Origin of the sequence: Methylobacterium sp. W2 (assembly GCF_020662345.1) — a bacterium.
Lineage (GTDB): Bacteria > Pseudomonadota > Alphaproteobacteria > Rhizobiales > Beijerinckiaceae > Methylobacterium.
The window spans coordinates 14,558-28,935 of record NZ_VMOA01000063.1; the positions used below are offsets into that span (position 1 = coordinate 14,558).

Below are 14,378 nucleotides of genomic sequence, written 5' to 3' on the forward strand. Positions count from 1 at the left end.
AAGCCATAACTGTATTTTAAATGATGCAGACTATATCAGAATAGGACAGATTTATAATGCATATGTCCGGTGGAGTCTGAGATGGCTGAATTTCGTTACACATTGAACGGCAACTACGATCCTGATAAGTCTATGGTTGGGTATCAACAATCCGCCAATACGGAAGCCAGAACGCTCGATTTCGGCCCTGGAACCTTGATTGATGGCTATGAAGAGTTTGGAAATTTTCTTGTATACTTCCTAGATGGGCCGGGGATCGAATATGAGTCCCAGGTTTTCCAACTGACGACCCAGATGGCCGGCCTCTACGGCGATTTCAGCGACTTCGATGACGTCACGCGGGTCACCGGCGGTGATTTCGGGGATGTGTTTCGCACGGGCGACGGCGACGACGTCCTGAACGGCGGCGGCGGCAACGATGTGCTGGAAGGCGGTCGCGGCACCAACGTCTTCGATGGCGGTGCCGGCACGAACACCCTGAGCTACGAGCATTTCGATGCGCCGAGCTTCGGTGGTACGTACGGGGTGGGCATCGACATGACGGGCGGTACGGCCGGCGACGGCACGAATCAAATCGTCTTCGATACGTTTTCCAATATCGCCAACATTCGCGGCTCGCAATACAGCGACGTCATCGACGGCGACGCGGAGAACAACGTCATCGAAGGCGGCGATGACGCCGATTATCTGACCGGCGGCGACGGCATCGATACGTTGAGCTATGCGCATTCCGAAACAGGCGTGACCATCGATCTCGAGGTACGAGCCGGCGTTGGCGGTGACGCGGAAGGGGATGACCAATCGGGTTTCGAAAACATCCTCGGCAGCACGACCGATGATGTCCTTGCCGGAACCGGCGACGCCAATACGCTGAACGGCAATGGCGGCAAGGACGAATTGTACGGCCGGGGCGGCGACGATCGCCTCGTCATCGGCGGCTCGCCCGTGAAGGTGCAGGGCGACGAGGGGACGGACCTGCTCTTCATCGCGAAGGACAGCACCGTCGCGCTCACCGACATCACGTTCGCCAGCATTGAGAAGGTCTATGTCCGCGACGGCGCGTCCCTCACCATGACGGGGGTCGAAGTCGGCACGAAGATCTATTCGCAGAGTCTGAGCGGCGGCGGCTCCACGATCACCGGCACGGACGGCGCCGACCGCATCCAGGCCGGAAAGGGCGACGACATCCTCACCGGCGGAGCGGGTGGCGACGCCCTCTTCGGCGGCGCGGGGGCCGACACCTTCGTCTACGCCTCGGGCGATGGCCGCGACGTCATCCGCAAGTTCGACGTGGCCAAGGACAAGATCGATCTCAGCGCGTTCGCCGACCGCTTGGATGACGTGAATGTCACGTCGTTCCGCGGCGAGGCCAACACGATCGTCACCTTCGGCGGCGATTCCGGACCTGCCGACAAAATCATCCTGCTCGACGTTGCGCTGACCTCCCTGACGGAAGGCAGCTTCATCTTCTGAGGTCTGCGCCGTCCTCCGCCTGCCCGGTCGCGTGATCCCCTCGCGACCGGGCAGGCGGGTCGAGCGTCTCTCTACTGCGCGCGGCGCGACAGCGACACGGCGTAGGCCGGCGAGCGGATCGCGAACATCGGGTCGTCGGCCGGGCCGGCGATGCCGGCGGGGAGGTCCACCACCGGATCGAAGGTGGCGGCGTCGCAGGTGGCGGCGGGCTCGAGGGCCGTGATGGCGAGGGTGCCGAGACGGGTGGTCTTGCGGCTGTCCTCGGGCCACAGAGCGGTCGGGTCGGCGGTGGGGTCGCCGGCCTCGCCGTGGATCGCCACCAGGGAGAAGCTGGCCGGCCCCTTGGCGAGACGCTCCTTCAGCTCGTCGGCATAGAAGCTGTCGGGCTTGGCCTTCAGCTCCTCGTCGGTGAGGCCGAGCTGGCCCGCCGCCGCCACGGTCTTCAGCTTGACCACCTTGGCCTCGTCCTTGGCGTTGGTCAGCGTATAGGCGTGGACGCCCCAGTAATCGACGCCGGCAAAGCTCGCCGGGACCGGGCGCGCGTTGAGCCAGGCCGCCTGTTTCGTGGTCTCCGGGTTGGCGGCGGCGAAGGCCTTGACCTTCTCGGCATCGGGCTTGCCGTCCGGGCCCGGCGCGCGGACGGTGGCGAAATCGAGGAGCTGCTGGGGCGTGCGGGTCGAGAAGACCGGGGCCGAGATGATGACGAGGACGAGGTCGCCGGCCGGGTCGCGCAGGCGCATGGCGAAGCCCCGCGTCACGGGCTTGGCCTTGTCCGAGATGCCCGGGTTGCTGCCGCCCATGGAGAAGCGCGCGGTCACCGGCACGGGCTTGGCGAAATGCAGCGCCTTCGACAGGCCCGCCGCCTCGGGGGAGGGGGTGAACTGCCCGGTGACGCAGACGCCCTTGGCGCCGCTGGCCCGCACGCCGGGCTTGTTGCCGCCGGCCGTCATGAGCGCGCCGACGATGGCGGCGGCATCCGCTTCCTCGGCCCGGACCGGAGCGGCGAAGGCGAGCGCCATGGCGCAGCCGGTGGCGACGATCGAGACTTTCATGGCGCTGTTCCCCCGGGCGCCCGGCTCGCATCGGTAGGGTCCGGCGAATCTCGATGGCGCACAATCGAATTGTAATATCTACAGGGTAACGGCGGCGTGACAAGGACCGGCGCGGCGGGACCGAACCCCCGAGAGCCTGTTTGAGGTGTTTGTCCAAGGCTTTACCTCATCCTGAGGCGCCCCGGAGCGGCCTCGAAGGATGAGGGGGTCGGCTTGGATGATCGACCTTGCCATCGGCATTCGCCGATCAATCCGATCAAACCGCTGACGACTTCAGGCTTCGGCCTCGGCCCGGACCCGGTGGAACACCTCCAGATGCGCCGGCTCCGGCGGCGCGCCCCGCACGCGGGCGAAGGCGAGGCGGAACAGGTCTTCCGGGTCGCGCTCGGAGAGGCGCACCAGGGGCGCCGCCTCGGCGGTCTCCGCCACCGGATCGGCGGCGGGCGCCACGCGGGTGTCGACGATGCGCACGGGAAAGCCGTCCGCGATCCGGTCGACCTCGGCCCGGTGGCCCGGCCCCAGCCCCTCGCGGGCGAGGCGGACCTGGATATAGGGCCGCTCCTCCAGGGGCAGGGCCGGGTCGAGGTCGAGGGCCTTGAGATGGTCGGCGAGGTCGGAGAGCCGCATGTCGCCGCGCGGCGGCAGGCGCAGGAACGGGACCGGGCGCGGGATCGGGATGTGCTCTACCCGCGCCGGTCCGTCGCCGAGGGTCACGAGGCTGACCCCGTGGATGTAGGGCTGCTCGGTGGCCGAGAGCGGGATCAGCGAGCCGGAATAGCGCACCATCCCGCCGCCGATGGTCTGGGCCTTGTGGAGATGGCCCAGCGCCACGTAATCGGCCTCGCCCGGAAACACGTCCGGCGGCACGGCATGCTCGCCGCCGACCAGGATGCGGCGCTCGGCCCCCTCCGATTCGGTCCCGCCGGCGACATGCAGGTGACCGGTGAGGAGGAGCGGCAGGCCGGAGAGATGCGGCGCCGCCGCCTCCATCACCTGGGCGTAGAGGGCGCGCACGGCCCGCACGATGGGCGATCCCTCCTCCCGGCGCATGGGCGGCAGGCAGGCGGCGGTGGGATAGGACACCGCCAGGATCTGCGCCGCCACCTCGCCGTTCTTCAGGACCGGCACGAGATGACGCTCGATGGACAGGGCGCCGTCGCGGCGGCGGACATTGCCGATCACCCGGACCCCGATCGCCTCGAGGATCGGGCTCGGCGCTTCGAGGCGCCCGGCCGCGTCGTGGTTGCCGGCGGTGAGGACGATGGTCATGGCGGGGCGCGCCCGGTGCAGGCGCACCAGCACGTCGTAGAGCAGCGCCTGCGCCTCCCCCGACGGGTTCTGGCTGTCGTAGACGTCGCCGGCCACCACGAGGGCGTCGACCTCGTGGCCGACGACGATGGCTTCGAGATGGGCCAGCGCCCGCGCATGCTCGTGGGCGCGGGAATAGCCGCGCAGGGACTGCCCGATATGCCAGTCGCCGGTATGCAGCACGCGGATCACGTCATCGCTCCCACCTCGCCCGGACATCGCCTGTGCGGGCCGGAGCCTTGTAGCGCGCCGCCGCCACCGGTCCTACCCGGCGGCCCGCCCCCGCTTTTCTGCAGAGACGCTTAACGGCAGACGGTCACGGTCTTGACCACCCAGCCTTCGCCCGCCTGCCACAGCTTGCGGCGGCTGCGCCCGCACTGGAGGTCGTCCGGCTCCGCCGAGGTCCAGGTGACGGCGGGCGCCTCCGTCGATGCGGTCTCGTCGGCTGAGGCCTGCTTGGCGGGGGATCCGGCGGCGGGCGCCGTTTTGGCCTTGCCCGTGTTGGCCATGACTGTGTTGGCCTTGCCCGTGCTGGCCTTGACCGTCCGCGACCGCTTCGCGGCCTTGGTCCGGGAGGAGTCGGCCCGGGAGGAGTCGACGGCCTTCGCCTTGGCCGTCGACGATGAGGGGGCCGGCTTCGGGCCGGCCAGGACCGGGCCGGGCCCGGCGATGAGAAGCCCGAGGGCGAGCGTCAGGGCTGACGCGCCAAGGCGTGCGAACGAAGAGATCGGCACAGGATTCGTCCGTCTTCCAAGGATTCGATGGTGTTGAAATGCAGAGACCTATGTCGATGCGAACAGAGGTTTTTGCAATCGCAAGACTCGATGAAATCACCACATCTCCCGCTCATTCTCGCGCCATGATGAAAGGTCCGTCGCTAGGCCGACCTCGTGCCTGCCCGGCGACCCCACCCGGCCGCAATGCTGATGAGCGACGGGCCGGCGTGACGTCGGCCCCTGGTCTTGCTAAGTCACCGCACGATCTTGGCTTTAGTCCTCGCGCCCTGGCGAGGGGCCCATCCTCGAGTACCCCATGTCCGAACGCTCCGAGTCCGAACGCCTTAAGTCCGAACGTGTCATGTCCGAACACCCCGTTTGTCCCGTCAGCCGGCGGACCCTGCTGAGCGGCGCGGGCGCGACCCTGGCCCTGATCGGTTCTCCCCTCGCCGCCCTTGCCCAGGTCCGTGGCCGGCTCTCCATCGACTCGGAGGACGGCTACGGCCCCTATGACGACGACCGCCTCTACCGGGACGAGGCCGGGCGGCTCTACCGCCGGCGGGGCGGGCGCTACGAGCCCTATGGCGAGCGTACGGCCGCCCCGCGCTTCGAGGACGATCCCGACGCGGATCCCTATGCCGACCCCAATGCCCGCCGCCGGGCGCAGCAGCCGCCGCCGGCGAACCAGGGCAATGCTGTGGCGCGTCCGGTGGATGACGGGCCGATCGACTACGCCAAGGCCTATGCCGCGATCACCGACGAGCCGTTCCCGATCCATGCCTTCAACTGGCGCAAGGCGAACCCGGTCTTCCTGCGCCAGGAGATCGCCTATACCGGCCGCGAGCCCCCCGGCACCATCGTGGTCGATCCGCGCGCCCACCACCTCACCCTGGTTCAGGCCAATGGCCGGGCGCGGCGCTACGGCGTCGGCGTCGGCAAGCAGGGCTTTTCCTGGTCGGGCGTCTCGACGGTGAATTCCAAGCAGATGTGGCCGGATTGGTATCCGCCCAAGGAGATGATCGCCCGCACGCCCAAGCTCGCCCGGTCGGTGACCCAGCTCCAGAGCGGGCTCGGCGTTCCCGGCGGCTCCCGCAATCCCCTCGGTGCGCGGGCGCATTACCTGTGGCAGGACAACAAGGACACGCTCTACCGCATCCACGGCACCCTCGAGCCGGAATCCATCGGGCTCAGCGTCTCGTCCGGCTGCATCCGCATGATCAACCAGGACGTGATCGACCTCTATGGCCGCGTCGAGATCGGCTCCCGCGTGGTCGTTCTGACCTGAGGTCGCCTGTCCCCGGCGGGCATGGCCCGCCGGGCTGTTTTCGCGATGGCGTGACTCCGGGCGGGTGCGCGATCCCCGGACGGCTCCTCTGGAAAACCAAGTCGAACAGGTTTCCGGCACTCCCGCACGCGTAGCGCGTGCTCGAACGGGGTCCGGGCGAATGACTCAGCCCGGTGATGCCGGAACGAGGGACGTGCCGGATCATCCGTCCTCATCCCGAATAGTTCTCCTGAAGCATTCGGCTGCGTCATCGCCATGGTGCTGATCGGTACAATTGCCGATATGCAGAAAGTCTGCTTTCTAATCCCCCTCGGCAATCAATAGCGTTCACGTCACTTATTGCGTGGGGCTGTGTCCTGGAATTTCATTGTCTGGGGGAAACTATGCCTGTCGTTCATTATACGCGCGGACCCGTATTCGATCCAGAGCGTTACAGCTTTGTGTATATTGACGGTCAAATCTACGATTCCAACGCGTCGTCTTATAGTTATATCGCGAATTGGACACCCAGGCACGATGCTCCTTTCAATGGAGCTTTAGTGAACGAGGATACTGGCGCGAGATACGATCACAAATTCTACTTTTGGGAATTGAGCTATCTCATCGACTTTTCGGACAACAAAGGCTCGGTATTCCTGCAAGGACACGTGTTCGACGACATCCTTCGCGGCGGGGCCGGTGCGGATACTCTTCTCGGCCTGGCGGGCAATGACGTTCTCGAAGGGGGGCGAGGCCAGAACCGTTTGGACGGGGGCGGCGGCAACGACATCCTGCGTAGCGCGAGTGGCGCGGATACGCTCATGGGCGGGGAGGGCAACGATCGTCTCGTGCTTCACCGCGCCGGAGCGGCCGTCGATGGCGGCGCGGGCAATGACAAGCTGTTCCTGCACGGAGCGGACGAGCTCAGCTTCACCGACGAGACGTTCAAGAGCATCGAGACGGTCTATGTCGGGCCGGGATCGTCTCTGGATCTGTCGGACGTCACCCAGGGCGTGGCCATCGTCCTGTCGACGACGGCGAGCCTACCGCGCAACATCGTGGCGACCCAGGGCGCCGACCACATCACCGGCGGCAACGGGCTGGCCAGTATCCAGGGCCAGGATGGCGACGACGTCATCACCGTGACGGGGGGGACGGCGTTCATAACCGGTGATGGGGGAAACGACACGATCCTCCTCGGTTATGGCGGGCGCTCTGCCAGTGGGGGGACCGGCAACGATCGCATTACCGGCGGTGCCCTCACCAATGACATCCACGGAGACGAAGGCGACGACTGGCTCAGCCTGGGGGCGGGGTATGGCAGCATTGGTGGGGGAGAAGGCGACGACGTCATCATCGGGAGCAGCCGCTACCCGAGCCATCTCAGCGGCGACGCCGGCAACGATCGCATCGTTGCGCGATCCGGCGATGCCAAGATCTATGGGGGGGAGGGGTCGGACAAGCTCTTCGGTGGCGCGGGGCAGGACATCTTCGACTTCGCTGCCAACTTTGGGCGGGATGAGATCTATAAGTTCGATCTCGCGCACGATTTCCTCGACGTCTCCGCGCTCGCGTCCGACATCCACGGCCTGACATTGACCTCCGTACACGGAGGCGCGGACACGCAGATCACCGTCGCCGGCGATCCCGACCCGACGCATAAAATCATCCTGCATGATGTGACGACGGCAGGGTTGATCGATGCCGGGCATTTCCTGTTCGCCTGAGCCGGCGACCGGATATCGGGCGCCGATTGCCAGGGCGGCGGCCTGGCCGACCGCGAAACGCGCCGCGCCATTTGCCAGCCCCTCCGCGCGACCGTTCCATCCCCTGGCCAGACAGGGTTAGGGTTCGGACGCATCATCCCCTCGCGATCGCCCTCACAACATTGAGAGATGAACGGATCTCCGGTCGAGGCAGGGACACGACCGGCGCCGGCCGTGACCGAGGCCCGGCCGGAATTGCCGATGCCCGACAAAGCGTTGGCGGGTCCAGTCTCCGGGGGCATGGCGCAAGGTCGATCCATGTGCGTCGCTCCGCTCATGGCTGGGATGCGGAACTTCCCCCCTGTCTCTGGCTTTTTCCCGTCATGGGGCGTGCGCTGGACGCCGCCCGCTATCGGAATTCAAACGGAGTTATGACGTCATGGCAAAGAGCTTGAGCGGGCGCACGCGCGTCGACGGGGATCGCCTGAACACCCCGACCGATCTCGCCCCCGAGGCGACGAAGAAGATCGCCGAGGGCCTGACCGTCCTGCTGTCGGACCTCTTCGCGCTGTACGTGAAGACGAAGAACTTCCACTGGCACGTGAGCGGCCCGAATTTCCGCGACTACCACCTCATGCTCGACGAGCAGTCGCAGCAGATCTTCGGCATCATCGACGATGTCGGCGAGCGCGCCCGCAAGATCGGCGGCACCACCCTGCGGTCGCTGGGTCAGGCCTCCCGGCTGTCCCGCGTCGAGGACAACGACGCCGAGTATGTCGGCCCCCTCGAGATGCTGGCCGAGCTGCGCGACGACAACAAGACTCTCACCGCCAACATGCGCGAACTGCACGAGGTGACCGACGAGGCCAAGGACGTCTCCACCACCAGCCTGCTGGAGGAGTGGATCGACCAGGCCGAGGAGCGCACCTGGTTCCTCTACGAGGCGACCCGCAACGCCACTGAGGGCGGCCACTGACCGCGACCGACTGAACGGAACCTAGAAAAAAGGCCCCGCATCATCCGATGCGGGGCCTTTCTCGTCTCCGCGTCCGGCCGGGCCGGAGGCCAAGTTACATGAGGCCAAGTCTCACGAGGCTAAGTCTCACGAGGCGAGGGTGATCTCGCCTTCGCGGACGGCGCGCTCGCCGCCGCCGGATTTGATCCGGTAGAACGGCTCGCCGGTCTGATCCTCGGGAACGAGGCGGACGATCTCGAACACGTCGGCGGGATCGGCCTTGACGTCGGCATAGCCGATACGGGCGCGGCGCACACGCTGCCCGAGCTTGAACTTATGGGCCATGGGAGTGCCTTTCTAAAGTTGACGCGAAAGGGGCTCCGCGTCCCCGGACGGGTGTTCGTGGTCGCGCGTCGCCTTGCCGAAAGCCTGTTGCCTTGCGGAAAGAGACGAGATGGGCGGCAACTCCGTCCGGCGATGCCACCTTGCGCCCGAACCCTCACGAAGGACCGAGCCAACCCATTCGACGTTGCAGTCCCGATCGTTCACGAGCGGCCCTGACGTCGAACCCGGTGGATGCCCGTCCCGAACCTGATGTTCGGGCGGCCCTCCGGGATGTCGTTTCGCGGCACCGGTCTCTGAGAAGCGGGATCCGCCCCTCACTCGGACCGATGCGGCACCGGTCCGCCTTATTTGCGGGCTTTGGCCTTGCGGGCGGCGTAGCGCGCGTCGCGCTGCTGCTTCTGCTCGATACGCGCGGCGGCAGCGAGGGCGATCTTCTCCTCGGCGACGCGAGCCGCTTCGATGGCCTGACGCTCGCGCTCGGCCTCGGCCTCGGCGACGGCCTGGGCGGCGGCGGCGGCGCGTTCAGCTTCGCGGGCGGCGACGCGGATTTCGCGCTCGCGGGCGATGGCCTCACGCTCGGCCTTGCGGGCGACCACCGTCGGATCGTCGGCGGCCGGGCGGTCGCGGAAACGCGCCAGCGCGGCCTGACGGGCTTCCTGCGAAGCCTTGAGGCGGTCGGTCATGGAGTTTTCGTTGAATTGGCTCACACAGAATCCTGGTTTGGAATGCGGCGGGGCAAGGCCGCATAGGAAAAAGACGCCATCGAAAACGCAGGAAGCCGCTCTCCAATGGAGAGCGGCTCCGTAACCAGTGTCAGGTTCTCAGGGAACCCGGCATGGCTTATGCGGCACGGTGGCTCAAGCGGCCTGGAGGCTGCCGGCGGACTGCTTACCGCTACGCTTGTCGGTTTCCATTTCGTAGGAGACCTTCTGGCCTTCGGCGAGACCGCGCATACCGGCGCGCTCGACGGCGGAGATGTGCACGAACACGTCGTTGCCGCCGTTATCCGGCTGGATGAAGCCGAAGCCCTTTTGCTCGTTGAACCACTTAACAGTACCGACAGCCATCATAATCCTTCGCCCTTGCGGGCATCATAGTTCGGAGGTCCAGACGAAGATGTCCGGCCTTCTCCGTTGTCTCGATACGCACCCGACTTTCGCTCTGCAAAAACTGTTTGGCTTCAGCAAATGAAGATCTGATCACGCTTCGATCACCGTGGTGTACTCCCAATGATGGGATTTAGCAAATGCCATGAAAAACTTGGGCTTTGTTTTTGGGCGGGCATTGTTTTTGGGCGGACATGGGAAAATTTGCAGGGCGTCCGGCCAATACGGGCGCTGATAGCGCTCGGCCGCCAAGCCCCGTTGCCCGGTCTCATTCGGTGCGGGGAGGGGCCAACGGCAGGTCGAGCTGCGCGCTCTCGGTGTCGCGCCCGCTGCGGCGGTCGAGGAAGCCGAGGACCGGCGAGATCGTCACGCCGTGCAGGACGATGGAGAGGAGGATCGTCAGTCCCGCCGTGCTCCACAGCAGGCCCGCCTGTTCGAAATGCGCATGCCCGAGGGCGAAGGCGAGATAGTAGATCGTGCCGAGCCCCCGGATCCCGAAGACGCTGATCACCGCCCGCTCGGCGAAGGGCTGGTCGTGCCCGATGAGGCTGACCCAGCCGCAGAGTGGCCGCACCACGAAGATGACGAGACACGCGAAGGCGACACCCGCCCAGGTGATGTCGTGCAGGAGCCCGCCGCCGAGGGCGAGGCCGAAGCCGACGAGGAGGATCATCATCGCCAACCGCTCGAACGCCTCCGCCGACCCGTGGAGGGCGTGATGGTAATCGTGGCTCTGGTCGGACCAGCGCATGGCCAGGGCCGCCACGAAGACGCCGACGAATCCGTAGCCGTGCACCGCCTCCACGGCCGCATAGGCGAGGCAGGTGATGCCGAGCGCCACGAAGCCGTCGCCGGTGCGCGACAGGCGGGCCCGGTTCGGCAGGTGGAAGGTCAGCCAGCCGAAGCCCCGCCCGATGGCGGCCCCCAGGACGATCCCGGCCAGGATCTTCCAGACCAGCGAGAGACCGACCCATTCGGTCCACCCGGCGGCATTGAGGCCGGTGGAGGCGGCGAACGCGATGGCGAGGTTGACGAAGGGAAAGGCGAGCCCGTCGTTCAGCCCGGCCTCGGAGGTGAGGCCGAAGCGCATCTCGTCCTCGTCCCCCTCGGATGGCGGGCCGACCTGGACGTCGGAGGCGAGGACCGGGTCGGTGGGCGCGAGGGCGGCGGCGATGAGCAGGGACGCGGCGATGCCGAGGCCGAGGAGATGCGAGGCCAGGAGCCCGAGGGCGAGGATCGTCAGCGGCATGGCGACGGCGAGGAGGCGCCACGTCACCATCCAGCTTTTCCAGCCGACGCGGCGGTCGAGCTTCAGCCCGGCCCCCATCAGCGAGATGATGACGACGAACTCGCTGACCTTCTCGATGAGGCGCAGGTGATGCTCCGGCCGGGGCGAGAATTCACCGATCCCGGGGATCAGCGACAGGCCGGCCCCGATCGCGACGCAGCAGATCGGCAGTGACAGCGGCAATTGCCGCAGCACCATCGGCAGCCAGGCGGTGAGGAGCACCAGGGCTCCAAAGCCGCCGAGCGTGATGACATACGTGTCCATGGTACCCGATTCGTTCCTGCGCGTCCTTCGCCGGAATCACCACGACCCATACGCAAGACCGATGTTCTTTGTCCGTTTCCGGCTGGGAGCGCCGCCCTTGCGGGCCGCCCCCTCTCCGCCGTGGGCTACGGCATTCACACATCTCGCGGGCAGCGCGGGTCCCCTCTCCTGGAAGGAGAGGGACAGGGTGAGGTGTGTGACCTCTCCGGAGATGGACCACACCTCACCCCAACCCTCTCCTTCTAGGAGAGGGAGACCGTTGCGCCTCATGTCGAACTCAATTGGATAGAGGAAACAGCCGTAGAGAAGAGGGGTGAATCCAGTAGCCGCAAGGGGGAGAGGGATGCGGTCTGCCTGCATGCCCAGATGTATGAAATCGGTCGCCGCATTCAGGGCGTGCCCGTCCGCATCGTCATGTCGGGGTTGAGATCGACCCATCGGCGGGTCGCCGCCGCCTGGTAGAGCGCTTCGATCAGGCGGACGTCGCGCAGGCCCATCTCGCCGGGCGTGCGCAAGTCCCCGCCCTCGGCGATGACCTGCGAGAGGTGGTCGATCTCGCCGGTGAACTGCACCGCGTCGCCCTCCGCCGTCAGGATCTCGTCCGCGCGCTTGGCGTTGCCGATGACGAGGCGGTTGCCCTGGTAGGCGGTGCCGGGATCGAGAGTGGCGACCGCCTTGTCGCCCCACAGGTCGATCCGCTTCTTGTCGGCGCTGTAGCCCGACGAGACCGTGGCGCGCCGGCCCGAGGGGAAGACGAGCTGGGCCGTGAACACGTCCTCCACCTCGGCGAAACGCGGGTCGCCCGCCGGCGCATGCATCGAGGCGGAGACCGAGGACGGGCTCTCGCCGAAGAACCATTGCACGCCGTTGAGGCCGTAGATGCCGATATCCACCAGCGAGCCGCCGCCGGCGACCGCCTTGAGCATACGCCACTGGTCGCGGGGCTTCCCCGGTTCCAGGGGCCGGTGATGGTCGGAGGAGGCGAAACGCACCTCGCCGAGTTCGCCCGCATCCATCATCGCCTTGGCGCGCAGGTTGTGGGGCTCCCAATGCACCCGGTAGGCGATCATCAGGCGGCGATCGGCGGCCTTGGCGGCGTCGATCATCCGCCGGCACTCGGCGGAACTCGTCGCCATCGGCTTCTCGCAGAGGACGTGCTTGCCCGCCTCGAGCGCCTTGATGGTCAGGTCGGCATGGGTGGAGTTCGGCGTGATGATATAGACGGCGGCGATGTCGGCATTGTCGGCCATCTTCCCCATCGCGGCGTAATCGTAGAGGCCGCCGGGTCCGATCCCGTAGCGGGCGGCGACGGACCTCGCCTTCTCCGGGTTGCCGGAGACGAGGGCGACGGCCCTGGAGCGCCGCGCGCGCTGGAAGGCGGGCAGGATCTGGGCCTGGGCGAAATCGCCGAGGCCGACCACCGCCCAGCCGAGATGCGCCTCCCGCGGCATCGGCGGCGCCTGGTCGAGCTGCGGTTCGGGCCGGCCCACGGGGCTGGCGGGAATCGTCTGCGACGCCGCGCGCTCGGAGGCGAGCGCGCCTCCGATTCCGGCGAGGGTGCCGGCCATGAACAGGCGGCGGGACGGTGTCGTGTGCGAGGCGTCGGACATCGAAATTCCGGATCCGGGAGGGAGTGAGTCTCGCGGCTGGATCGTGGAACCGCCTCCGGACAACGCGCGCGGAGCCGATCGGACTCATCCGGGCCTGCGGCCGATGATGGCGGGGGGCGGATGGAGCATGTGTCCCGCTGGCTCTCGGATCACCCTCCGCTTCGCTGAGGGTGTCCGGGAAAGGGGAGCGGGCGGTGGGGAGGCGACCGGCCTCTCTCCGGCATCCCTTCCCCGGACGCCTGCTGGATTCACCCGACTCTGCCGGAGCGACCAACGATCGGGAACAGTGGAATGGAGTTCATTGACGGGTGGGCGTGAGGCGCACCGGAACTCCCTCTCCTTCCAGGAGAGGAGACCCGCGTTGCCCGCGAGAGGCGGGAATGCCGTCGTCCCGGATGGGTGGAGCGCCAGCGGAACCCGATCCGGGGTCCAGCAAGAGACGCTGCGCAGCGTCCGGGTCTTGCTATCGGAAGGTCCGGCTACCGAAAGGTCTTGCGGGGGTCGAAGGCGTCGCGCACGGCCTCGCCGGCGAAGATCAGCAGGCTCAGCATCACCGCCACCACGAAGAAGCCGGTCAGCCCGAGCCAGGGGGCCTGGATGTTGTCCTTGCCCTGCGCCAGCAGCTCGCCCAGCGAGGCCGAGCCGGGGGGCAGGCCGAAGCCGAGGAAGTCGAGGGAGGTCAGCGTCCCGATCGAGCCGTTGAGGATGAACGGCATGAAGGTCAGCGTCGCCACCATGGCGTTGGGCAGCAGGTGCCGGCTCATGATGCGGATGTTGGAGAGGCCGAGCGCACGGGCGGCGCGGACGTATTCGAAGTTGCGCGCCCGCAGGAATTCCGCCCGCACCACGCCGACCAGGGCCACCCAGGAGAACAGCAGCAGGATGCCCAGCAGCACGAAGAAGCCCGGCGCGATGAAGGCCGAGATGATGATGATGAGGTAGAGGGTCGGGATGCCGCTCCAGACCTCGATGAAGCGCTGCAGGACGAGATCGACCCAGCCGCCGAAATAGCCCTGCACCGCGCCGGCGATGACGCCGATCACCGAGGAGACGATGGCAAGGATCAGCCCGAACAGCACCGAGATGCGAAAGCCGTAGATGACGCGCGCCAGCACGTCGCGGGTGGTGTTGTCGGTGCCGAGCCAGTGCATCTCCAGGCCCTTGCACCCCTCCCGGCCCGTGGTCTCCCCGCCATCCTGCCGCGCCGCCGCCTGGCATTGCTCGTCCGTGAGCATCCAGGTGGGGGGGGAGGGCGAGGGGGTCGGCAGCCCGTCGATGATCGTGTCGTAGG

The 14,378-nt window shown here is 66.9% G+C and carries 14 protein-coding genes; 4 read left to right on the top strand and 10 right to left on the bottom strand.

Annotation, left to right across the window (positions count from 1 at the left end):
- Nucleotides 1-102: 102 nt before the first annotated feature.
- Nucleotides 103-1,473: a calcium-binding protein gene (locus FPV16_RS24070; RefSeq protein ID WP_227441059.1), complete on the top strand. Its 1,371-nt coding sequence runs from the start codon at nt 103-105 to the stop codon at nt 1,471-1,473.
- A 71-nt stretch (nt 1,474-1,544) separates the two neighbouring features.
- Here the strand turns inward: FPV16_RS24070 and FPV16_RS24075 are convergent, their stop codons facing one another.
- From FPV16_RS24075 to FPV16_RS24085, 3 genes are all read right to left on the bottom strand, one after another.
- A complete protein-coding gene (locus FPV16_RS24075) occupies nt 1,545-2,525 on the bottom strand; it encodes a catalase family peroxidase (RefSeq protein ID WP_227441060.1) in 981 nt (326 codons plus the stop codon).
- A 273-nt stretch (nt 2,526-2,798) separates the two neighbouring features.
- Nucleotides 2,799-4,025, bottom strand: a complete 1,227-nt coding sequence (locus tag FPV16_RS24080) for an exonuclease SbcCD subunit D (protein ID WP_227441061.1) — start codon at nt 4,023-4,025, stop codon at nt 2,799-2,801.
- Between the two features lie 110 nt (nt 4,026-4,135).
- Nucleotides 4,136-4,567: a hypothetical protein gene (locus FPV16_RS24085; protein WP_227441062.1), complete on the bottom strand. Its 432-nt coding sequence runs from the start codon at nt 4,565-4,567 to the stop codon at nt 4,136-4,138.
- Between the two features lie 343 nt (nt 4,568-4,910).
- Between FPV16_RS24085 and FPV16_RS24090 the strand changes: the two genes are divergently transcribed.
- From FPV16_RS24090 to FPV16_RS24100, 3 genes are all read left to right on the top strand, one after another.
- Entirely contained in the window at nt 4,911-5,834 is a 924-nt protein-coding gene (locus FPV16_RS24090; RefSeq protein ID WP_227441063.1) for a L,D-transpeptidase, read from the top strand.
- A 383-nt stretch (nt 5,835-6,217) separates the two neighbouring features.
- Nucleotides 6,218-7,540, top strand: coding sequence for a calcium-binding protein (locus tag FPV16_RS24095; RefSeq protein ID WP_227441064.1), 1,323 nt, complete (start codon nt 6,218-6,220; stop codon nt 7,538-7,540).
- 418 nt (nt 7,541-7,958) lie between these two features.
- Entirely contained in the window at nt 7,959-8,495 is a 537-nt protein-coding gene (locus FPV16_RS24100) for a Dps family protein (protein WP_056147064.1), read from the top strand.
- 126 nt (nt 8,496-8,621) lie between these two features.
- Here FPV16_RS24100 and FPV16_RS24105 read toward each other — a convergent pair whose 3' ends face one another.
- The 7 genes from FPV16_RS24105 to FPV16_RS24135 all read right to left on the bottom strand — a co-directional run.
- Nucleotides 8,622-8,819 (bottom strand): hypothetical protein, encoded by a 198-nt coding sequence (locus FPV16_RS24105; protein WP_018046073.1) that lies wholly within the window; start codon nt 8,817-8,819, stop codon nt 8,622-8,624.
- Nucleotides 8,820-9,163: 344 nt separating this feature from the next.
- Complete coding sequence (locus FPV16_RS24110; protein WP_026176334.1) at nt 9,164-9,526, bottom strand: DUF6481 family protein; 363 nt, start codon at nt 9,524-9,526, stop codon at nt 9,164-9,166.
- A 150-nt stretch (nt 9,527-9,676) separates the two neighbouring features.
- Nucleotides 9,677-9,886 carry a cold-shock protein gene (locus FPV16_RS24115; protein WP_026176335.1) on the bottom strand — a complete coding sequence of 70 codons (210 nt, stop codon included), beginning with the start codon at nt 9,884-9,886 and terminating at the stop codon, nt 9,677-9,679.
- 132 nt (nt 9,887-10,018) lie between these two features.
- Nucleotides 10,019-10,177: a hypothetical protein gene (locus FPV16_RS24120; protein ID WP_227441065.1), complete on the bottom strand. Its 159-nt coding sequence runs from the start codon at nt 10,175-10,177 to the stop codon at nt 10,019-10,021.
- 16 nt (nt 10,178-10,193) lie between these two features.
- The gene (locus FPV16_RS24125) at nt 10,194-11,477 is read right to left on the bottom strand and encodes a cation:proton antiporter (protein WP_227441066.1); all 1,284 of its coding nucleotides are present in this window, start codon (nt 11,475-11,477) and stop codon (nt 10,194-10,196) included.
- A 389-nt stretch (nt 11,478-11,866) separates the two neighbouring features.
- A complete protein-coding gene (locus tag FPV16_RS24130) occupies nt 11,867-13,087 on the bottom strand; it encodes a Gfo/Idh/MocA family protein (protein ID WP_227441067.1) in 1,221 nt (406 codons plus the stop codon).
- A gap of 479 nt (nt 13,088-13,566) precedes the next feature.
- On the bottom strand, nt 13,567-14,378 hold an 812-nt coding region (locus FPV16_RS24135; protein WP_227441068.1), incomplete at its 5' end, for an ABC transporter permease.

Coding starts and splice junctions, on each gene's coding strand:
- FPV16_RS24075 (WP_227441060.1), bottom strand. CDS start 2,525: ATGAAAGTCTCGATCGTCGCCACCGGCTGCGCCATGGCGCTCGCCTTC.
- FPV16_RS24090 (WP_227441063.1), top strand. CDS start 4,911: ATGTCCGAACACCCCGTTTGTCCCGTCAGCCGGCGGACCCTGCTGAGC.
- FPV16_RS24095 (WP_227441064.1), top strand. CDS start 6,218: ATGCCTGTCGTTCATTATACGCGCGGACCCGTATTCGATCCAGAGCGT.
- FPV16_RS24100 (WP_056147064.1), top strand. CDS start 7,959: ATGGCAAAGAGCTTGAGCGGGCGCACGCGCGTCGACGGGGATCGCCTG.
- FPV16_RS24105 (WP_018046073.1), bottom strand. CDS start 8,819: ATGGCCCATAAGTTCAAGCTCGGGCAGCGTGTGCGCCGCGCCCGTATC.
- FPV16_RS24115 (WP_026176335.1), bottom strand. CDS start 9,886: ATGGCTGTCGGTACTGTTAAGTGGTTCAACGAGCAAAAGGGCTTCGGC.
- FPV16_RS24125 (WP_227441066.1), bottom strand. CDS start 11,477: ATGGACACGTATGTCATCACGCTCGGCGGCTTTGGAGCCCTGGTGCTC.
- FPV16_RS24130 (WP_227441067.1), bottom strand. CDS start 13,087: ATGTCCGACGCCTCGCACACGACACCGTCCCGCCGCCTGTTCATGGCC.